This window comes from Microbacterium sp. LWH3-1.2, assembly GCF_040675855.1.
In the GTDB taxonomy this organism is placed as follows: Bacteria; Actinomycetota; Actinomycetes; order Actinomycetales; family Microbacteriaceae; genus Microbacterium.
This window is the reverse complement of the sequence record NZ_JBEGIK010000001.1, coordinates 3492075-3512038: the sequence shown is the minus strand read 5'-3', so window position 1 is coordinate 3512038 and position 19964 is coordinate 3492075. Positions and strand designations below refer to the sequence as shown.

The following is a 19964-nucleotide window of genomic DNA, read 5'->3' as shown; positions in this document are numbered from 1 at the left end:
CAGAGGCGCCGGAGGACCAGTTTGGCTGAAGAGATCGAGTCGCACGCAAACGTACCCGAGCGTGCCGCGGCGGACCAGAACCGTCGTGCGCGCAATCGGAAGACCCCCGTGCGACGCTTCGGCGCCGCCGCGCCCGCGAAGGCGACGGCAGCACGGGCGGGAACCCGTCCCTCCGCATCGGCGTCCTCGTCGAAGAAGGGCCGGGTGGTGAAGCCGTTGCGCAGCCTCGTGGTGCTGACGATGGTGGGCGGTCTCGTCGCCACGGTCGCGATCCCCGCGTTCGCCGCGGGTGCCACCGCTGTGGTGGAGGATTCCAAGACGATCCAGCAGATGGCCGTCGACGATGCGCAGACGTTCGTCGCGGCATCAGACGCGAATGCCAGCGAGTTGTCGCGCGAGAGCTACGCGGCCACCACCGCGGAAGAGATCGAGAAGAAGAAGGCCGAAGAGGCCGCCGCCGAGCGTGCCCGACAGGTGGCGGCGGCTGCCGCCTCGGCGGCGAAGTCGCGCTCCACGGTTCCGACGAACATCGCCCTCACGTCGCCGGGCACCGGCGAGGTGCGCTGGCCCCTCCTCAACTTCACCAAGGGCCGCGGCCTGTGGGATTCGGGGTATCACCAGGGCGTCGACCTCTTGACGTCGTGCGGCACGCCGATCTACGCGACGGCCGCCGGCGTCGTCAAGGTCTCGCAGGAGAGCTACGGCGGCTACGGCGTGGCGGTCTCGATCGATCACGTCATCGGCGGTCAGCAGGTCAATTCGCTCTACGGCCACATGACGTACGGCAGCCGTCAGGTCTCGGTCGGCCAGTCCGTCTCGGCCGGCCAGCTCATCGGCCTCGTCGGCAGCACCGGCAGTTCGACCGCGTGCCACCTGCACTTCGAAGTCCACATCAACGGCTCGGTCGTCGACCCGTGGGCGTGGCTGCAGGCCAACGCCGGCTGACACACAGACCTCTGCAATCACAGAAGCGAACGGATGCCCCGGCCGGGGCATCCGTTCGCTTTCTCGTTACCCGACACGCCATCAGCCGTTCAGTCTCGCCGCGCCCCGGGCGTGTCGCGGTGGGTTACCCTGGGATTCGACGCTGAGAGAGCGGAGGGAGCCGATGGGCTGCACACCACGCATCCGAACCATGGATGCGCTTGGACGCCTCGTCCTTCGGCATTGCACGAGCGGATGCCGCGGCATTGCCGTGGCGCCAGGGCGCTGTCTGTAGACAGCGCCTTTTTTCATGCCCCTGCGCCCTTGATCGTCGCGCAAGTCGAATAACCGAGAAGCCGTCCCGGCCATTCGAGAGGATGATCAATGCGCACTCTGGTGCTGAACGCGGGCTACGAGCCGCTCGCCGTCGTGTCGTTCAAGCGGGCGCTCGTGCTCGTGATGAACGAGAAGGCCACCGTGGTGGAACACACCGAGACCGATCCGGTGTGGGGCACCCGACGATCGTACGAACGCCCGGCCGTGATCATCCTGACCCGCTACGTGCGGGTGCCGGGCGGTCGTCACGTGCCGGTCACCCGGCGGGGCGTGCTGCGTCGTGACAACCATCACTGCGCCTACTGCGGCAAGGCGGCGTCGACGATCGACCATGTGCTGCCGCGCTCGCGCGGTGGCGCCGACTCGTGGGAGAACCTCGTCGCCTGCTGCCTGCGCTGCAACAACATCAAGAGCGATCGCACCCCGCAGGAGATGCACTGGGAGCTGCGCTTCACGCCGCACCCGCCGCGCGGCGCGCAGTGGACCGTCCGCGGCACCGAGCGCACCGACCCGCGGTGGGAGCCGTATCTCGCCCTCGCGGCGTGATCGCACGCGCGTCAGGAGAGAGCGAAACCCGAGACTTCAGGGTGAGCCGCGCCGCGGCATGAAGGCAGGCCCGGTGCGTGGAGCACGCGCGCCAGCGAGTGAGGATCGGCTCGAGGGCTGCGGCATCCGTCGTCCCGATCGCGTTGAGGATGCGGCGCTCGTTGACGAGGCGCGCGGCCATGGCGCGGTCGAGAAGCACGATCTCGCCGGCGGCGGAGAAACATCGAACATAATTGTCGGAACCCGGCGTTACCCTGATCTCCTGCGATTGAAATACTAGAACATCTGTTCTAGCCTGTGGGAATGAGGGCGATCGTGCAGCTCACGGCACAGCATGTGCACGAGGCCGTCGGCCAGGCGCCGACGGGCACGCAGCCTGCCGCCCTCGGTGCGGTGGACTCGTCGTCTGCGGGCGGGACGTCTGCGGGTTCGTCGTCTGCGGGAACCGTCGCGCAGCTGCGGGCGCAGGTCGAGCGGGTGCAGGGCAGGCGGCTCGATGCGCCGGTGCTGCCGGTGCATCCCGCGATCGCCTCGCTGCTTCCCGGGGGCGGTCTGCGCCCGGGCTCCGCCTACTCCCTGCCGCGCTCGACGTCGGTGCTGCTGGCGCTGCTTGCCCAGCCGTCGCAGGCCGGGTCGTGGTGCGGGGTGATCGGCATGCCGCGGCTCGGCGCCGAGGCGGCCGAGGGCCTCGGGGTCGATCTGTCGCGGCTCGTACTCATCCCCGATCCGGGTGCGCGCTGGCTCGCGGTGACCTCGACCGTCGCCGAGGTGCTGCCGGTGGTCGCGGTGCGCCCGTCGGGGCGGGCAGCCGACGGTGAGATCTCCCGCCTGGCGGCACGGCTGCGCGATCGCGGCGCGGTGCTGCTCGTTCAAGGACCCTGGCCGCAGGCCGAGGCCGTGATCGAGGTGGGCGAGCCGACGTGGGAGGGCGTCGGCCGCGGGCACGGCTACCTCTCCGGTCGCGAGGTGACGCTCACCTCGTCCAGTCGGCGATGGCCGCGTTCGCGACGGGCTCGCGTGATGCTTCCGGATGCTGCGGGGCACGTCTCCGCCGCGCCCGAGCGCATGCGCACCGTCGAAGCGATGCCTGCGGAATCCGCGGAGTCCTTCCCGCATCTGATCAGGGCGGTGGGGTGACATGTCGCCGGGCACGCCGGTGCGGAGCCTCGTGCTGTGGTTCCCCGACTGGCCGGTCACGGCTCTCGAGCGGGAGGCGGGCGCGCCCGCGGCGGAATCGGAGGACGCGGTCGGAGAGCGGCCGGGCACTCGGACGCACGCGCCGCGGGAGAAGTCCGAGGCGAAGCCCCCGGTCGCCGTCGTGGAGCGCAACCTCGTGGTGGCGTGCTCGGCGTCCGCGCGTGCGGAGGGGGTGCGCCGCGGGCAACGCCGGCGCGACGCCCAGGCGCGGTGCCCGGGGCTGACGCTGGTGAACGCGGACGCTGCGCGTGATCACCGCGCGTTCGCCCCGATCGTGTCACTGATCGAAGAGAAGGCGCCCGGCGTGCAGCTGGTGCGCCCGGGACTGTGCGCGCTGCGCGCCCGAGGGCCGGCGCGGTACTACGGCGGCGAGATCGAGGCCGCCCGCATGCTGATCGGCGCCCTGCGCGACGCAGGGCTCGACGGGGTGCGGGTGGGCATCGCCGACGGTCCGTTCACCGCGGAGCAGGCGGCGCGCGCCGGCACGAGCGCCGCCGATCCGGTGTTCGCCGTGCCCGCGGGCGGTGCGGCCGGCTTCCTCGCACCACTGTCGGTCTCGGTGCTCGATGCCTCGGCGATGCTCGGCACCGGCGCGAAGGAGGCGACGGGCCTTGTGGGCTTGCTCGCCCGGCTGGGCGTGCAGACCCTCGGCGGGTTCGCCGAGATGCAGACCGATCGCGTGCGTGAGCGGTTCGGCGAGTGGGGCGTCCGGCTCCACGCGCTCGCCGCGGGGTGCGACTCGCGACCGGTGCAGCCGCGCACCCCGCCGCCGGAGCTGCAGCGCGAGGTCGCGTTCGAGCCGCCCCTCGAGATCGCCGACCAGGTGGCGTTCGCCATGCGCGTCACCGCCGACGACTTCGTCTCGGGTCTCGGTGCGGTGGATCTCGTCTGCACCGAGCTGCGGGTCGAACTCGTGGGCGACCGCGGGGAGCGCAGCGAGAGGGTGTGGCTGCATCCGGGCTCGTTCGACGCCGCGGCGGTCGTCGACCGGGTGCGGTGGCAGCTCGCGGAGGACGTCGGCGCCGGCGATGCGGCCGGGCGCGGGCTGCGCAGCGGGGTGACGCTCGTGCGGATCTCGCCGGAGGCGGTGGATGCGGCATCCCATCACGCTCCTGCGCTGTTCGGCGGCGGACCTGAGGAGCGGGTGCACCACGCGCTGTCGCGTGTGCAGGCGATGCTGGGGCACCGCGGCGTACTGACCCCCGCGATCGGCGGCGGGCGGTGGCTGGCCGAGCGCCAGGTGCTCGTGCCCTGGGGTGAGAAGGACGAACGCGACAGGACGGCCACCGGAGCCGGGGGCCTCGCGGCGCAGCGCGCGCGCCCGTGGCCGGGGAGCCTGCCCGACCCGCTGCCGACGACGGTGTTCGCCGATCCGGTGCCGGTCGACGTGCGTGCGCTCGGCGGCGAGTTGGTCGACGTCGACGAGCGGGGCAACGTGTCCGCCGTGCCCGCGCTCTTCATCGAGAGCGGTCGCCGGCGCGCGATCGAGGCGTGGGCGGGGCCGTGGCCGGTGGTGGAGCGCGGATGGGATGCGGCGCGCTCGCGCCGTGCGCATCGGTTCCAGGTCGTCGACGCCGACGGGTCCGCGTGGCTGCTGGTGTGCGACGGCGACGCCTGGACGGCGGAGGCGACCTATGACTAGGGGGCCGGGCTGATGGGCTTCAACAACCCGGGGGTGCCGTGGTCCGAGATGGAGCGTGTGCTGAGCGGTCGTCGCCGGCCCGACGCGCCGCCGGTCGGCGCGGACGGGGGCGACAGTCCCGCATGGTCGCATAAGCGGGGGCCGTACGTCACCCCCGAGATCGAGCGCCCGGCCGATGCGATCCCGTACGCCGAGCTGCACGCGCACTCGTCGTACTCGTTCCTCGACGGGGCCTCCTCGCCCGAGGAGCTCGCCGAGGAGGCGGAGCGCCTGGGGCTGCATGCCCTCGCGGTGACCGATCACGACGGGTTCTACGGCATCGTCCGGTTCGCCGAAGCCGCCGAGGCGCTCCAGCTCAAGACGGTGTTCGGTGCCGAGCTGTCGCTCGAGCTGCCGAAGCCGCAGAACGGGGAGGCTGATCCGGTCGGCGCGCATCTGCTGGTGCTCGCGCGGGGTGAGGATGGATACCACCGGCTGGCGGGCGCGATCACCCACGCGCAGCTGCAGGGCGCTGAGAAGGGCCGACCGGTCTACGACCTCGACGAACTCGCCGCGCAGGCGGCGGGGGAGTGGGCGGTGCTCACCGGATGCCGAAAGGGCGCCGTGCGCCGCGCGCTCGCCGAGAGCCCCGCTGCGGCGGCCGGGGAACTCGACCGTCTCGTGACCCTGTTCGGGAGAGACAACGTGCACGTCGAGCTCATCGACCACGGCAATCCGCTCGACACCCGCGACAACGACGTGCTCGTCGGGCTCGCGCGGGAGCGCGGCCTTCCGCTCCTGGCGACCAACAACGTGCACTACGCCGTGCCCAAGCGGCAGCTGCTCGCCGCGGCGGTCGCCGCCGTGCGCGCGAATCGCGGTCTCGACGAGCTCGACGGCTGGCTGCCGGTGCATGCCGGTGCGCATCTGCGGTCGGGCGCCGAGATGGCGGAGCGCTTCGTGCGGTTCCCGGATGCCGTCGCCCGGACTGTGACGCTCGCCGACGAACTCGCCTTCCCGCTGCGCAAGGCGAAGCCGGCGCTCCCGAAGCAGAAGGTGCCAGAGGGGCACACGCCCATGTCGTGGCTGCGGCACCTCGTGTGGGAGGCGGTGCCGCGCAAGTACCCCGACCTGACGGAGGAGAACCGGGCGCGTATCGAGAAGGAGCTCGGAGTCATCGAGATGAAGGATTTCCCGGGCTACTTCCTGATAGTCCACGGCATCGTGCAGTTCGCGCGGAGCCAGGGCATCCTCTGTCAGGGGCGCGGCTCCGCCGCCAACAGCGCCATCTGCTACCTGCTCGACATCACCGCCGTCGACGCGATCGGGTACGACCTGCCGTTCGAACGGTTCCTGTCGAGTCTGCGCGAGGAGGAGCCTGACATCGACGTCGACTTCGACTCCGATCGCCGCGAAGAGGTCATCCAGTGGGTGTACCGCGAGTACGGGCGCGATCGTGCGGCACAGGTCGCGAACGTCATCCAGTACCGACCCAAGAACGCCGTGCGCGACATGGCGAAGGCGCTGGGGCATTCGCCTGGCCAGCAGGACGCCTGGTCGAAGCAGATCGAAGGCTGGGGAGCGCTCCTCGAGACGGGAGCCGGGCACGACATCCCCGATCAGGTGCTGGAGTTCGCCTCCGAGCTGCTCAAGGCGCCGCGGCACCTCGGCATCCATTCCGGCGGCATGGTGCTCACCGACCGCCCGGTGGGCGAGGTCGTGCCGATCGAGCACGCCCGCATGGAGAACCGCACGGTGATCCAGTGGGACAAGGACGATGCCGCCTGGATGGGGCTCGTGAAGTTCGACCTGCTGGGCCTCGGGATGCTGGCGGCCCTGCAGTACTGCTTCGACATGATCCGTGCTTCGACCGGGGAGGACTGGGAGCTGTCGACCCTCCCGAAGGAGGAGAAGGCGGTCTACGACATGCTGTGCCGCGCCGACTCGATCGGGGTGTTCCAGGTCGAGTCGCGTGCGCAGATAGGCCTTCTGCCGCGCCTGCAGCCGCGCCGGTTCTACGACCTCGTGATCGAGATCGCGCTCATCCGCCCCGGCCCCATCCAGGGCGGTGCCGTGCACCCGTTCGTCAAGCGCAAGCTCGGGCAGGAGGGTGTGACCTACCCGCACCCCAAGCTGGTGCCGGTGCTGGAGCGAACGCTCGGAATCCCGGTGTTCCAGGAGCAGCTCATGCAGATGGGCATGGCCGTCGGCGGGCTCACCGGAGAGGACGCCGACCTGCTGCGGCGCGCCATGGGGTCCAAGCGGGGGATCGAGCGCATCGACTCGCTGAAGAAGAAGCTGTACGCCGGCATGGCCGAGAACGACCTCGTGGGCGAGGAGGCCGACGCGATCTACGCCAAGATCCAGGCATTCGCGAACTTCGGCTTCGCCGAGTCGCACTCGCTGTCGTTCGCGCTGCTGGTCTACGCCAGTTCGTGGATCAAGCTGCACTATCCGGCGGCGTTCCTCGCCGGCCTGCTGCGGGCGCAGCCGATGGGCTTCTACTCGCCCGCGACGCTCGTGGGCGACGCGCGCCACCACGGGGTCGAGGTGCGTCGCCCCGACCTGCACCTGTCCGGCAGCGAGGCGGTGCTCGAGCCCGTCGCCGGCGCTTCGACAGGCTCAGCGACCGGAGCCGAAGGGCCCACCGGCCTCGGCTCGTGTGCCGAGCGCAAGCAGCCGCCCGTCGGTCTCTTCGACATCGACGCGCCCGATGAATCCGCGGCGCACCGCCGCGACGGGAGGTTCGCGGTGCGGCTGGGGCTTGCGGGGGTGAAGGGGATCGGCGCGACGGTCGCCCAGCGCATCGTCGCCGCGCGCGAGTCGGGCGGGCTGTTCCGCGACCTCCGCGATCTCGTGCGGCGCACCAGCATCACCGCGGTCCAGGTCGAGGCGCTCGCCACCGCGGGGGCGTTCGAATGCCTCGGGCTCAGCAGGCGCGAGGCGATCTGGCTCGCCGGGTCGGCGGCGCAGGACCGCCCCGAGTTCCTGCCGGACTCGCTCATCGCGGTGCAGCCGCCGCTGTTCGCCGACCCCACCAGCTACGAGCGCCTCGCCGCCGACCTGTGGGCGACGGGCATCTCCACCGACGACCATCCGATCACCCACTATCGCTCCGGGCTCGACGCGCGTGGCGTGCTGACGTCCCGCGAACTGCGCAGCCATGAGGTCGGCCGCCGCGTCGAGGTCGCAGGCCTCGTGACTCATCGGCAGCGGCCGGCCACAGCATCCGGAATCACGTTCCTCAACCTCGAAGACGAACACGGTCTCGTCAACATCGTGTGCTCGCTCGGCGTCTGGAATCGGTATCGCCGTATCGTGCGCGACTCGCCCGCGCTCATCGCGCGCGGCATGCTCGAGCGCTCGGCCGAGGGCGTGACGAACCTCATCGCCGACGCGTTCGAAGACCTCCGCGTCGGCGTGCAGCATCGCACCAGGGACTTCCGATGACGATGCCTGTCAGATCTCGTCTTCCCAGTCGACCTCGGCCGAAGGGGCGGGGTCGACCGCGGCGATCGGGTGCAGACGTCGCTGGATCGACTTCATCCGCTCGACCGCCGCCTCATCGACGAGCTCCCCATTGTCGTCGTGGACGTCACGCGCGACCATCTGGCTCGCGGGCCCGATGAGAACAGTCACCTCACCGACGGAGCCGTCCGGCTCCCTCGTCGGAACCGTCACGGCCTCGGCCTCGCCCGCCTCGGCCAGCGCCTGGCCGCAGCGCAGAAGTGTGGCGGCGATGTCGTCACCCGTCACGAACTCGCTTCCCGCGTAGATCACCCGCTTCACGAGTCCTTTCTACCTGAGGATTCGCCGTCGCTCTCGGGGGTTGCCGCCCGGCGCCGAAGGGGCTACAAGCCGCCATCGACCGATGTGGCCGGCATCCCTCGAGACGGGTGTGCGAGGGCTACTCGGCCAGCTTCCCGGCAACGGACACCTCGCGCATCAGCGCGCCGATCTCGGCGGGGATCGGCGGGATCTGCTCCCGTACAACGCCGGTCGAGGGGGACCACACCAGGTTGACCTGCAGTTCGGGATCGATGTCAGGGTAGTCGCTGCGGTTGTGGCACCCGCGGGTCTCCCGCCGTTCGAGCGCGGCTTCGAGCGTCGCCCGCGCGGCGAGGGCCGCCGACTTGAGGTCGAACGCGTGTGCGAGATCGTGATATCCCGCGATGTCGGGGTGCACGCCGATGTCTGTCATCCGCGTTTCGATCGCGTCGAGTTCGGCGAGGCCGGCGAGAAGCCCCTCCTCGTCACGCACGACACCGGCGTGCTCGGTCATCGTGTCGCGGATGGCGCGCTGGAGCGCCCGGACATTCTCGGTTCCGGATGCTGCGAGCAGGACGTCGATCTCCGCGCGGGCGGTCGCGACGGCCGCCGCCGAACGTGTCTGGGCGGGGAGCGCCGCCGAGTACGCGGCGGCGGCCTGCCCGACGATGCGACCGAACACGAGCAACTCGATGAGCGAGTTGCCGCCGAGCCGGTTGGCGCCGTGAAGGCCCGAAGACGCCTCGCCGATGGCGTAGAGTCCGGGCACGTCGGTGGAGTGGTCCGACGCGCGAACCCAGACGCCGCCCATCGAGTAGTGCGCAGTCGGCGCGATCTCGATCGGCTCCTTGGTGATGTCGAGCATCTGCAGCTCGAGCATCGTCTGGTACACGCGGGGGAGGCGGGTCATGATCGTCTCGCGCGGGAGGTGGGACACGTCGAGCCAGACGCCGCCGTTCGGGGTGCCGCGGCCCTCCTTGATCTCGGTGTAGCAGGCCAGGGCGACACGGTCGCGTGTGGAAAGTTCGAGGCGCTCGGGGTCGTACTTGTGCATGAAGCGCTCGCCGAGGCCGTTGCGCAGGATGCCGCCTTCGCCGCGTGCCGCCTCGGAGATGAGGGTGCCGGCCGCGTTCTCGGGCTCGATGATGCCGCTCGGGTGGAACTGCACGAGCTCCGGATCACGAAGCCGGCCGCCTGCTTCCACCGCGAGGCGGAAGGAGTCGCCGGTGTTCTCGTCGCGTCGCGACGACGTGCGCCGCCAGATGCGGTTGTGCCCGCCCGCCGCGAGGATCACCGCGTCCGAGTGGATGAGGTAGCGCGTGCCGTCCTCGAGGTCGAAGCCGTAGGCGCCGAAGACAGCCCCGTCATCGTTCACGAGGATGCGCGTCACGTAGACGGTGTCGAGGATCGGCACGTGCAGCTGCGCGGCCCGGTTGATCAGCGTGCGCTGGATCTCGAGCCCCGTGTAGTCGCCCGCGAACGCGGTGCGACGGTACGTGTGCGCGCCGAAGAACCGCTGCGAGATGCGCCCGTCGTCCTCGCGGGCGAACGGCATGCCGTAGCACTCGAGGTCTTCGATCCCGCGAGCGGCGCCCGACGTGACGATCTCGACGGTGTGCGGGTTGGCGAGCAGGTAGCTCTCCTTCAGCGTGTCGGCGGCGTGCTGCTGCCAGCTGTCGTCGGCATCCATTGTGCCGAGGGCGGCGTTGATGCCGCCTGCGGCGAGGGAGGTGTGCGCGTCCGATTTCGGGCGCTTGCCCAGCGCGACGACGTCGACGCCGGCTTCGGCGAGTTCGATGGCCGCGCGGAGACCGGAGCCCCCGGTGCCGATCACGAGGACGGTGGTGGAAAGCCGGCGTTCTGAGGGGATCACAGCAGACACGCTAAGCAGTTCGCACCGATTACTCCAATGCATATACCTGGTGGGATAGATAGCAATAGGCTATTCAAAATGAATCTCGAGCAGCTCCGTGCGTTCGTCACGGTGGCTCAGCTGGGCAATTTCACCCGCGCCGCCGAGCAGCTCCACCTCGCGCAGCCGTCGCTGAGCCGCCAGATCTCGACACTCGAGCAGAGTCTGGGTGTGGATCTGTTCCACCGCGCCCGCGGAGGCAGCACACCGACCGCCGCGGGCGAGGCGCTCCTGCCCCTCGCCCGACGGATGCTGGCCGACGCAGCATCCGTTCGCCGCGAGATCGACGAGCTCGCCGGCCTCCGGCGCGGGCGCGTCCGCCTCGGCGCCACGCCCACCCTCTGCATCAGCCTCGTCGCCGAAGTGCTGAGCGCGTTCCACGCCGCGCATCCCGGAATCGAGCTGCACATCACCGAGAGCGGGTCGCGCGGTCTGCTCGACGACCTTGCGGGTGGCGAACTCGACCTCGCGCTGATCACCACCTCCGGCGCTGCATCCGCCGAGAGATTCACCGTCACGCAGCTACTCGTCGAAGAGCTCGTCGTCATCTCGTCGAGCAGCGCGCCTCCGCTCACGACACGAGCGAGCGTCGGCCTCGGCGACGTCGCCGCGCTGCCGCAGGTCGTCTTCAGCTCGACGTACGACCTGCGCGCCACCACCGATGCCGCGTTCGCGGCGGCGGGACTGACGCCGCACACGGTCATCGAAGGGGCCGAGATGGACGCCGTGCTGCGCTTCGTCGAGCGCGGGATCGGCGTCGCGATCGTGCCCGCGATGGTGCTCATCGAGCGGTCCGGACTGCGATCGGTCCGCCTGTCCCACCCGACCCTGACGCGCACCATCAGCATCGCGCGGGTCACCGACATGGCTCCGACACGGGCCGTCGAGGTGATGCAGCAGACGATCGAGCGCACAGCGGCCGGGCTCGCCGCACTGCCGCAGGCGACGATGCGGCTCGCATAGTCGAGAGAGCGGGTCCGCGACGGATGCTGCGGTCCGCAGCATCCTTCATCAGTGCCCCAGGGCTCGTCCGAAGACGCGGACGTCACGGCGGGTACGGACGTGGGGCGGCGGATGCTGTTCACTGCAGCGTGGACGCGATATGGTGAGCCGCGGGCAGCTCGGCGTGATCCTGGGAAATGATCACGGCGCGGGCGTCCGGTCTGGGGATCTCTGGGGCAGTGCCGCCGATTTCCCTGCGCTCCCCCCGCGCAAGGACGGTCCCTCGGACGTTGCAGCTAGATCCTGTAGCGTCCGAGGGACCTCAGCCTGTCCCGCGAGCATCACGCGCCCATTTGGGGGGAGGGCTCAGCACTGGGGATGCCTCTGCGACGCTGCCGAAAGGTGTGGGACCCGGCTTGCTGCCACCCTAGCGGTTCATGAGGCGCACACGGCGAGGGCCACGCCGCTCCTTCGGCTGACCCCGGGTCGTCGCCGAACAGCGCTGCCGCGTAGACGGCGCGGACTTCGCGTGCGCGTCGGCCGGCGCACTCGGCAGAGCACGGGCCGAGACCGTCAGGCAGTCCCAGAACCTGCACCTTCACGCCGTCCGCTGCGCCACGACCGTGACGCGGCACCAGGCATCAGAGCAGCGCCTTGCGGAGGAAGACCTGCTCGATGCCGTCGTCACCGTCGACGCGCTGGGATTCGCGATAGCCGAGGCGTTCGTACAGTCGCAGATTCGCCTCGCTCAGCGACCCCGTGAAAAGCTCAGCCTCCCGGCATCCCGCGTTCCGCCCGGCATCCTCGACGGCGAGGAGCAGCCGGGAGCCGATTCCGAGCCCCTGGACGTCCGGGGCGATCGCCAGCCGACCGATGAGCAGCAGCCCGGACTCATGCTTGGCGCGGACCGCGCCGACCAGCCTCGATCCCTGCAGTGCGACGCGCCCGAGGTTGTCCGCCAGCTCCGCTCTCAGCTCGTCGAGGCTCTGTGTGAGGGGCGGCATGCGGACGGTGTCGTAGATGAGCGCCTCCTGCACGAACGCGGCGCGCTGAAGCGTGAGCACCTCGCCGGCATCCTCTTCACGGATGTCGCGGATCATCAGGTCCTGCGGATCACGGCTGTTCATCACGATCAGTAAACCGGCTCCTGTCGATCGCGCGAACCGGGTTGACTCGAAAGCGCTGGCCCATGAAGCGAGACGCGACGCATCGGGTATCCGACAACACCGGCCGCAGTCAAGACGCCGATGCCCAACCGCGTCCGGTGCGAGAATGGCGCGACGGGAAGACGCGGGGCAGGGGTGACCGCCAGCACCGGAAGCGAGAAGCCGTGGCTGTGAGAAGCGAGATATCGAGAGCGCTGGCGCACGCCCTCGACCGCTCGGAGATCACCGCGTGGTTCCAGCCTCAGATCGACCTGGTGACCCACAGAGTGGTCGCCGTCGAGGCTTTGTGCAGGTGGACTCACCCGGATTGGGGCCCGGTGGGACCGAACGAGTTCATTCCCATCGCCGAAGAGGACGGCATGATCGGGGAGATCGGCCGGTACATGGCCACGCAGGCGATCGCCGTGATGTCCAGGTGGGGCATCGATGTCTCCGTCAACGTGTCGCCGACACAGCTGCAGGACTCCGCGTTCTCCACGTGGCTGGGTCGGCTGGTCGATCGGATCAGTCATCCCGCACGCCGGCTCACGCTCGAGATCACCGAGGGTCGTCGCATCGGCAATGTGTCGGCGGTCGTCGGCCGGCTCGATCGTCTCCGGGCGATGGGGCTGGGCATCGCGCTCGATGACTTCGGCGCCGGACAGGCATCGCTCACCCAGCTCAAGCGGCTTCACGCCACAGAGCTGAAGATCGACCGCGCCCTGGTGGCGGACGAGTCCCCATCGGCTGAACGAACCATGGGCGCCGCGATCACTGTCGCCCACGACGCCGGCATCCGCGTCGTCGCCGAGGGGATCGAGACTACGCGGCACCTGGAGAAGGCCACGTCGCTGGGGTGCGACCGCGGCCAGGGCTACTTGTTCGCGCGACCCATGCCGCGGCGCCAGTTGGACGCGCTGCTGACCGCGCTCTGACGCCATCCGTCGGGCGCGCCGGTCGCGCGGCGGACGCACTGCAGCGTCGCGAGAGCGGCAAGGGTCGAGCCCGAGACCCCCGACCGGCACGCGGCGATGGCGGCGGTCTTGTCACGGAGCAGGGCGAGTGCCGCAGTATCCGTTCCTCCCGGACCGGCCATCTCGACGGCGCCGAGCGCGGCGAGGCTCGATCGGCGTGCCGCGACCCCGAGTCCCCACAGGGCGCGGCCTCACCAGTCTCCGGGACCGGGTTCGTCGGTCCATTCGCCGCCGGGACCCATGCGGTTGTGCACGCGGCCGTCCTCTGTGACGGCGGACTCGAGGAAACGCAGGTAGCAGTCGGCCAGGGCGGCCGCGGCATCCGATCGTCCGTCCTCCGGTGCCGTGACGGCAAGTCCCTCGGCGACATCGTCGACGCAGTAGCCCAGCGGGCGCATCTCGCGACGGTGGCATGCTTCCTTACGGGGCGGGAGGCGCCGTCGGGTCTGTGCGCAGGGATGGCGGCGGCGGAGATGTGACGCCAGCCTGCGGCGCAACGCCTGCGCTCGGAGGCTGCGCGTGAGCTGTTGTCTGATCCGCCGGCAGTGCGGGGCCGACGATCGCTGTCGGTGTGCGATGCCATGGCCGCTGACGGTGGAGTTCCAGAAGCTGGGCTCCCAGGCCGAAGAAGACCATCGCGAGCCAGACGAGGATGTTGAGCCACGGGATCTGAAGCGCGACGATGAGTATCACCCCGCCGACGAGTGACATCACCACGGGGTGCGCACGGTCGCGGAACACGAGGCGCCCGATGTAGAACGCGCTGTACACGAACGTCGCCAGGACCATGACCGTCCACACCAGTGCGCCGGCGATGGCGAGCGGAGCGCCGATGATCGTGATGGCCACGAAGAAGAGTGCGATGGGAACCGCGACGGATGCGACGAAGCCCACGAGCAGCGCCTTCCACGGTGACGGCGTCAGATGGTCGGTGACGCGTTGCAGCCAGCGCGGGAGGAGGAGTCCCGCGAGCAGGGCGATGAGGCTGAGAGAGATGAGCGCATAAAGGAAGCCGAGGAACCAGCCGATGAACACCGCCCACGGGGAGACCTCGACCCGAGGGGTCTGCGGAGGCTCCAGGCGCTCGACCGTGCCGTCGACCGCCCCTTCTGCGATACGCGCATCATCGTCGCTCACGTACGTCACGCTGCCGCCGACGGACCCGTCGATGACAAGACGTCCGACACTGGCAGCGACATCGCGCCCCACCTCGCCGGCGATGCTGACGGTGCCCGCAGCAGTGACCACGTCCTGACCGAAGGATCCCGTATCGCCGATCGTGAAGCCGGCCGCGAAGACCGTTCCGCTTCGGGACACCTCGCCGGTGACCGAGACGTCCTGGGCGGCAATGCGAACATCGCCGTCCACCGTCCCCGTGATCGCGACGGTTTGAGCTGCGGCGATCACGTCACCCGTGACGTCGCCGCTGATGGTGACGCTCTGGCCCGTGGCGTACACATCGCCATCGACTGCACCGGAGACATCGATCACCAAGCCGGAGTAGAACCGTGGTCCGTCCCGATCGTCTACCGCCGATGCGACCGCGGGCGAGGACTGCACGGGTGCGCCGGCGGCGGCGCCACCGGCGACGAGCGTGAGAATGCCGGCCGCGAGGATCACGGCCAGAGGACGGACGGCACGCCGCAGAACGCTCACCGCGATCACCTCCCCTGCCGCAACGGCATCATCGATCGGTCGGACGCCGTGGCGACCGGGGGAGCGAACGATTCTGCGGGAGCAGGGCTAGCGGGTGAGGTGGTGGACATGTTGTCTCCCTTTGTCGACTTGACTCTCCGCCCTCGCGGGGGACGCCTGCGGGCCGAAGGTCCCGTGCGGTGGGAGCAGACGATCCCGGAGATGACGGGCTCGTCACCCCCGGCTGGAGTTCATCGTGGGCCACCAGATCGGCATCCACTCCCGGGCGCTGCTCGAGTTCGATGCGTTCCCCGAACCACTCAAGACCGACGTCGCCGACCGCATCGCCGCCTACCCATCGGCGCCGGACTTCTTCGTCCGGCGCCTCGCGGAGGGCGTGGCGACGATCGCTGCCGCGTTCGCCCCGAGCCGGTGATCGTGCGGACCAGTGACTTCAAGTCCAACGAGTACGCCCACCTGTTCGGCGGTGACCGCTACGAACCACGGGAGGAGAACCCGATGCTGGGATGGCGCGGGGCGTCCCGCTACATCACGCCCGAGTTCGAGGACTGCTTCGCGATGGAGTGCGAGGCGCTGCGCTTCGTCTGCGACGAGATGGGGCTGACCAACCTGCAGAGCGGGGTGATCCGTCGGCCAGCCATTCGCGGACGCCGGAGTCGCTCCAGGCGTCGTCGAGCTTCAGGTGCTTCTGTTCGTTGCCAGCCCAGACCACCGCTTCGGCCCGCGACTCGGGTCGACTCAGTCCGTGGGCATGGGTGGGGGCGCCGATGATCAGCGCGTCGACGTCCGCGGGGAGACGATCGGCCTGTCCGACGGGGATCAGGCTGACCGGTCGCTGCAGGCGGATGCCGTCGGCGATCGCCTCCGCGATGCGCCGCGTGTTGCCGAACATCGACTCGTACACGATCGCGATCGCGACCGTGGGTCGGTGGCGGGAGAATTCGTCATCGAACTGCACCTTTCGGAGCGGCCGGGTTGTGGGTGGTGTTCATTCCGTCGCCTCGCTTCATTCGATCGGCTTGGGTGAGGAGGCGTCGGGTCGAAGGTCCCGTGTTCTCGTGAGCCGATCGATGGGACTTTCGGCCCGGCGCTCGGACGCCGGCGCGATTTGACTGCTCGACAACGGCAGAGGTCGCCGATTCGAGATGGGGTCGCTCATGGAACGCATCGTCCTCGGCTACGACGGGAGTCCGGCATCCGTGTCGGCGCTGGCCTGGGTGGCGGCACGAGCCGGCCGCGAGGTGGCGAAGGTCGGTCTCGTCAATGTGGTGTCCCGGTTCGCGCAGGATCGGGCATCCGCGCTCGACCAGCTGGCGGAGGCCGAGACCTTTCTCCGCGACAGGGTGCCCGGTGTCGGAGTCGAACTCCATCGGCTCGAGGGCGGTGTACCCGACTCGCTGACCGAGTTCGCCGATGATACGGATCTGCTCGTCGTGGGCATCAATCCGGGACACCCGATCCGCGCGGCGATGGCCGGCGCCATGCCGTTGCGTATCAGCACCCATGCTCGCGTTCCCGTCGTCATGGTGCCTGCCGGCTGGGTGGATGTCGGCGATCCGATCACCATCGGGATCTCCGACGATGATTCGTCCAGCACCGCGCTCGCGTTCGCGGCTCAGGAGGCCGAGGAGACCGAGACGTCTGTCCGTCTGGTGCACGCGTGGCTCATGCCGACGCCGTCCTTCTCGGGATCGGCGGTGATGGTTGCGACGCAGGAGGATGTGATGGCCGATCATCGCGCGACGCTGACTGCTGCCGTGAACTGGCTCGTCGAGCGTTATCCGACGATGCGCCTGCAGAGTGAACTCGTGCGAGACAGTCGCTCGGCCGCGCTGCTGCGCTATGCGCCGCGCAGCTCGATGCTGGTCATCGGCACTCATCATCGCGGCGTCCTCGCAGGCAGCCTGCTGGGCTCGGTCGCCGAGGGTGTGCTCTGGCAGGCGGAGTGCCCGGTCGCAGTCATTCCCCGGGACGCTGTGCTTCACCACGGAAGAGAGGAGTGATCATGATCCGATTCGCCCGTATCGCGCTGCTGAGCGCGCAGGCGTTCGTCGCGATCACCGCGTTCGCAGGAGGGCTCGCCTTGATCTTCGGCAGCCTCAATCCCGATTGGGGGGCGGTGATCGTCCCGCCGGCGGAGTACCTCGAGGGTTCTCCGTTCTCGTCGTACCTCGTTCCCGGGATGAGCCTCATCGTCTTGGTTGCCGGCGTGCACGCGGCCGCGTTCGTCGCGACCATCATGAGATCTCGCTGGTCGATGCCGCTCGCGGCGGCGGGCGGGTTCGCGTGCCTCATCTGGATCTTCATCCAGATGATCTACATCCCCTTCAGTCTCCTGCAGGCGCTCTACTTCGCGCTGGGTCTGGTCGAACTCGGTGTCACGATGCTGCTTCTCGGCGTCCTGACGCATCTGGCACACCCGCACCGGTCGACGTATGTCGCCGCACACGCACCGGCGACGCCCGGCGGAGCGTGAGCATGCCGTCGAGGGGAGTCGCGATACGGCGAGAAGCTAGCTCGGCTGTCCGCCGCGATGCTCGAGCTGGAACACGGCGGCCTGAGTGCGGCGTTCGAGGCCGAGCTTGCTCAGGAGCGACGACACGTAGTTCTTCACCGTCTTCTCGGCGATGCCGAGGTGCTCGCCGATCTGCCGATTGGTCAGTCCGTCGGCGATCAGTCGCAGGATCTGTCGCTCGCGGAGCCCGAGCGACCCCAGGCGCGGGTCGCTGTTGTCGGCTCGCTCACGGATCTTCTCCGTCGCCCGCTTCACGACGGCGTCATCCATGAGCGTTCGGCCGTTCGCCACGGATCGGATGGCATCCACGAGTCGCGAGCCGCCGATGTCCTTCAAGATGTACCCCGACGCGCCGGCGAGTACAGCCGCACGGACGGCGGCGTCATCGTCGTACGCGGTGAGCATCAGGCACGCGACGGCAGGCATGCGGGAACGGATGTCGCGACAGAGGTCGATCCCGCTGCCGTCGGGAAGCCGGACATCGAGGACCGCGACGTCGGGCAGGGTGGCCTCGATGCGGCCGATGGCTTGCCGCACGGTGGCCGCTTCGCCCACCACTTCCAGGTCGGTCTGAGCCCGCACGAGGTCCACGAGCCCGCGGCGCACGATCTCGTGATCGTCGACGAGGAAGACGTTGGTCATCGACTCCGCCCCTGTCTCTTGTCGGCCTCGCCGTTCAGGGGAGCGGCCCAGCGTACCGTCGTGGCACCGGACACGGACTCGACCGTGAACTGTCCTCCGCGCGCTGCTGCCTTGTCGGCGAGATTCTTCAATCCGCTGCGCCGGTCGCCTGCACCGATCCCGATGCCGTCGTCTTCCACCTGCACCACGGCGGTGTCCGCGTCGATGCCGACCTCCACGGAGATCCGGTCGGCTCTCGAATGGCGCACGGCGTTGCTGAGAAGCTCGCGGGTCACGCCGACGACATCGACCAGCAGGGTGCCCGTGATCGCGTGATCCACCGGGCCGGTGAACCGGATGGCGGGTGGACGACGCAACATGGCCGAGAGGTCCGCGACGACGTCGATCACGCGGTGGCGCAGTGAGCTCTCGTCGCGCTGGGACAGGGCGAACACGACGGTCCTGATCTGCGAGATCGCGTCGTCGAGCTGGTCGATGCTCGCGTGCAGCTGCTCGGTCTCCGGTCCGGGCGGAAGCTTTCCGGCGACGGCCTGCAGCGTGAGGCCGGTACCGAACAGCTGCTGGATGACGTGATCGTGGAGGTCACGTGCGATCCGGCGCCGATCGTCGGCGAGCAGCGCGCGCTGACCCTCCTCCCGAGCGTGCGACAGCTCGAGCGCGAGGCTCGCACGGAAGGCGAAGTCGGCGATGCTCTCGAGATCGGCCACCGTGAAGCGCCGGCCATTGGGGTCGCGTGCAACGCACAGAACACCCCAGAGCCGTCCCCGCCTCCGCAGCGGGGCTGCGACCACCGGGCCGGCATCCCCGTCGCGCACCACGCGCAGCGGGTCGTTCTCGGGCGACGGTTCGCGGACGTATGATCGCGCCTGTCCGCTCGTGATGACGGCGCCCGCGCATGTCGATGAAGCATCGAGCGAGAGTCCCCTGACCTCGCTCTCGCCCTGTCCGCGGGCGGCGGCGACGTGAAGCTGGGCCCCGGAATCGTCCGCCAGCACGACCGTGACCTTGTCGATATCCGGCAAGTCGAAAATGCGGCTGGCAATGAGGTCGAAGGCGGTGTCGGTGGTGGACGAGAGGAGCGCGGCGGACAGCTCTGCTGCGGAACTCATCCACTGCGCACGGCCCCTCGCCTGCTCGAGAAGCCGGGCGTTCTCGATCGCGAAGCCGGCAGTGGTCGCCAGCGCCTCGACCAGGCGCTCATCCTCCTCCGTGAACAGGCCGTCACGGCGGTTGGTGAGATAGAGGTTCCCGAACACCTCGCCTCGCACCCGGACGGGCACCCCGAGAAACGAGTCCATCCTGGGGTGGTGAGGGGGAAAGCCCACGGCGCGGGGGTCGTCGGCCATGCTCGGCAGCCGGATCGGATGCGGGTCGGCGATCAGGGCGCCGAGCAGACCGTGTCCCGTGGGCAGATGCCCTATCGCGGCGGCCTGGTCGTCGCCGAGACCCACGTAGATGAACTCCTCGAGCGCGTCCCGCTCCGGAGCGATCACGCCGAGCGCGCCGTACTCCGCGTCCACCAACGTCGCCGCCGCCTGTGCGATCCGACGAAGGACCGAGGGCAGGTCGCTCTCCTCCACGACCGCCTGGGTGGCGCTGAGAAGCGCGCGCAGTCGGTCCTGCGTCGCGCGGACTCGCTCCGCCTGGGTCAGCAGGGTGGTGAGCGCCTCGTCGAGATCGAGGCGCGGGCCGTCCGGGAACGACAGTGGGTCGGGTCCGGTCATGTCGCACCTCCTCGGCGCCGAGGCCACAGTATGACGCCGGGGCGGCGTCCGCCAGCCATGGC

General features: G+C 69.7%; 17 protein-coding genes and 1 pseudogene. 10 read left to right on the top strand and 8 right to left on the bottom strand.

What is annotated here, in order from left to right:
• Nucleotides 1-21: 21 nt before the first annotated feature.
• The 5 genes from MRBLWH3_RS16365 (at nucleotide 22) to MRBLWH3_RS16345 (ending at nucleotide 8074) form a co-directional block, all read left to right on the top strand.
• On the top strand, nucleotides 22-945 hold the full coding sequence (locus MRBLWH3_RS16365; protein ID WP_363434153.1) for a M23 family metallopeptidase: 924 nt from the start codon (nucleotides 22-24) through the stop codon (nucleotides 943-945).
• 363 nt (nucleotides 946-1308) lie between these two features.
• Complete coding sequence (locus MRBLWH3_RS16360) at nucleotides 1309-1806, top strand: HNH endonuclease (RefSeq protein WP_220289569.1); 498 nt, start codon at nucleotides 1309-1311, stop codon at nucleotides 1804-1806.
• Between the two features lie 303 nt (nucleotides 1807-2109).
• Nucleotides 2110-2943, top strand: coding sequence for a hypothetical protein (locus MRBLWH3_RS16355; protein WP_363434150.1), 834 nt, complete (start codon nucleotides 2110-2112; stop codon nucleotides 2941-2943).
• A 1-nt stretch (nucleotide 2944) separates the two neighbouring features.
• Entirely contained in the window at nucleotides 2945-4645 is a 1701-nt protein-coding gene (locus MRBLWH3_RS16350; protein ID WP_363434148.1) for a DNA polymerase Y family protein, read from the top strand.
• Between the two features lie 12 nt (nucleotides 4646-4657).
• Entirely contained in the window at nucleotides 4658-8074 is a 3417-nt protein-coding gene (locus MRBLWH3_RS16345) for an error-prone DNA polymerase (RefSeq protein WP_363434145.1), read from the top strand.
• 9 nt (nucleotides 8075-8083) lie between these two features.
• Here the strand turns inward: MRBLWH3_RS16345 and MRBLWH3_RS16340 are convergent, their stop codons facing one another.
• Both MRBLWH3_RS16340 and MRBLWH3_RS16335 read right to left on the bottom strand, forming a co-directional pair.
• Nucleotides 8084-8413, bottom strand: a complete 330-nt coding sequence (locus MRBLWH3_RS16340; RefSeq protein ID WP_363434142.1) for a hypothetical protein — start codon at nucleotides 8411-8413, stop codon at nucleotides 8084-8086.
• 118 nt (nucleotides 8414-8531) lie between these two features.
• The gene (locus tag MRBLWH3_RS16335; protein WP_414685382.1) at nucleotides 8532-10307 is read right to left on the bottom strand and encodes an L-aspartate oxidase; all 1776 of its coding nucleotides are present in this window, start codon (nucleotides 10305-10307) and stop codon (nucleotides 8532-8534) included.
• A gap of 36 nt (nucleotides 10308-10343) precedes the next feature.
• Here MRBLWH3_RS16335 and MRBLWH3_RS16330 point away from each other — a divergent pair, with 36 nt between their 5' ends.
• Nucleotides 10344-11267, top strand: coding sequence for a LysR family transcriptional regulator (locus MRBLWH3_RS16330; protein ID WP_363434137.1), 924 nt, complete (start codon nucleotides 10344-10346; stop codon nucleotides 11265-11267).
• Between the two features lie 620 nt (nucleotides 11268-11887).
• Here the strand turns inward: MRBLWH3_RS16330 and MRBLWH3_RS16325 are convergent.
• Nucleotides 11888-12373, bottom strand: a complete 486-nt coding sequence (locus MRBLWH3_RS16325; RefSeq protein ID WP_363434134.1) for a GNAT family N-acetyltransferase — start codon at nucleotides 12371-12373, stop codon at nucleotides 11888-11890.
• 203 nt (nucleotides 12374-12576) lie between these two features.
• Here MRBLWH3_RS16325 and MRBLWH3_RS16320 point away from each other — a divergent pair, with 203 nt between their 5' ends.
• Nucleotides 12577-13326, top strand: coding sequence for an EAL domain-containing protein (locus MRBLWH3_RS16320; protein WP_363434131.1), 750 nt, complete (start codon nucleotides 12577-12579; stop codon nucleotides 13324-13326).
• 230 nt (nucleotides 13327-13556) lie between these two features.
• On the opposite strand, the gene MRBLWH3_RS16315 is transcribed toward MRBLWH3_RS16320, so the two are convergent.
• The gene (locus MRBLWH3_RS16315; RefSeq protein WP_363434128.1) at nucleotides 13557-13763 is read right to left on the bottom strand and encodes a hypothetical protein; all 207 of its coding nucleotides are present in this window, start codon (nucleotides 13761-13763) and stop codon (nucleotides 13557-13559) included.
• 22 nt (nucleotides 13764-13785) lie between these two features.
• Nucleotides 13786-15021: a polymer-forming cytoskeletal protein gene (locus MRBLWH3_RS16310; protein WP_363434125.1), complete on the bottom strand. Its 1236-nt coding sequence runs from the start codon at nucleotides 15019-15021 to the stop codon at nucleotides 13786-13788.
• Between the two features lie 220 nt (nucleotides 15022-15241).
• On the opposite strand from MRBLWH3_RS16310, the pseudogene MRBLWH3_RS16305 reads away from it, so the two are divergent.
• Nucleotides 15242-15636 (top strand): annotated as a pseudogene (locus MRBLWH3_RS16305) (putative PEP-binding protein); the annotation flags it as partial.
• Here MRBLWH3_RS16305 and MRBLWH3_RS16300 read toward each other — a convergent pair.
• A complete protein-coding gene (locus tag MRBLWH3_RS16300; protein ID WP_363435580.1) occupies nucleotides 15551-15925 on the bottom strand; it encodes a flavodoxin family protein in 375 nt (124 codons plus the stop codon). The pseudogene MRBLWH3_RS16305 and the gene MRBLWH3_RS16300 overlap by 86 nt on opposite strands.
• 253 nt (nucleotides 15926-16178) lie before the next feature.
• Here MRBLWH3_RS16300 and MRBLWH3_RS16295 point away from each other — a divergent pair, with 253 nt between their 5' ends.
• Nucleotides 16179-17024 (top strand): universal stress protein, encoded by an 846-nt coding sequence (locus MRBLWH3_RS16295; RefSeq protein ID WP_363434123.1) that lies wholly within the window; start codon nucleotides 16179-16181, stop codon nucleotides 17022-17024.
• A gap of 2 nt (nucleotides 17025-17026) precedes the next feature.
• Nucleotides 17027-17497, top strand: coding sequence for a hypothetical protein (locus tag MRBLWH3_RS16290; RefSeq protein WP_363434120.1), 471 nt, complete (start codon nucleotides 17027-17029; stop codon nucleotides 17495-17497).
• Nucleotides 17498-17533: 36 nt separating this feature from the next.
• On the opposite strand, the gene MRBLWH3_RS16285 is transcribed toward MRBLWH3_RS16290, so the two are convergent.
• Nucleotides 17534-18178, bottom strand: coding sequence for a response regulator transcription factor (locus MRBLWH3_RS16285; RefSeq protein ID WP_363434118.1), 645 nt, complete (start codon nucleotides 18176-18178; stop codon nucleotides 17534-17536).
• Entirely contained in the window at nucleotides 18175-19902 is a 1728-nt protein-coding gene (locus MRBLWH3_RS16280; protein WP_363434115.1) for a GAF domain-containing protein, read from the bottom strand. Before MRBLWH3_RS16280 ends, MRBLWH3_RS16285 begins: the two co-directional genes overlap by 4 nt.
• Nucleotides 19903-19964 lie beyond the last annotated feature (62 nt).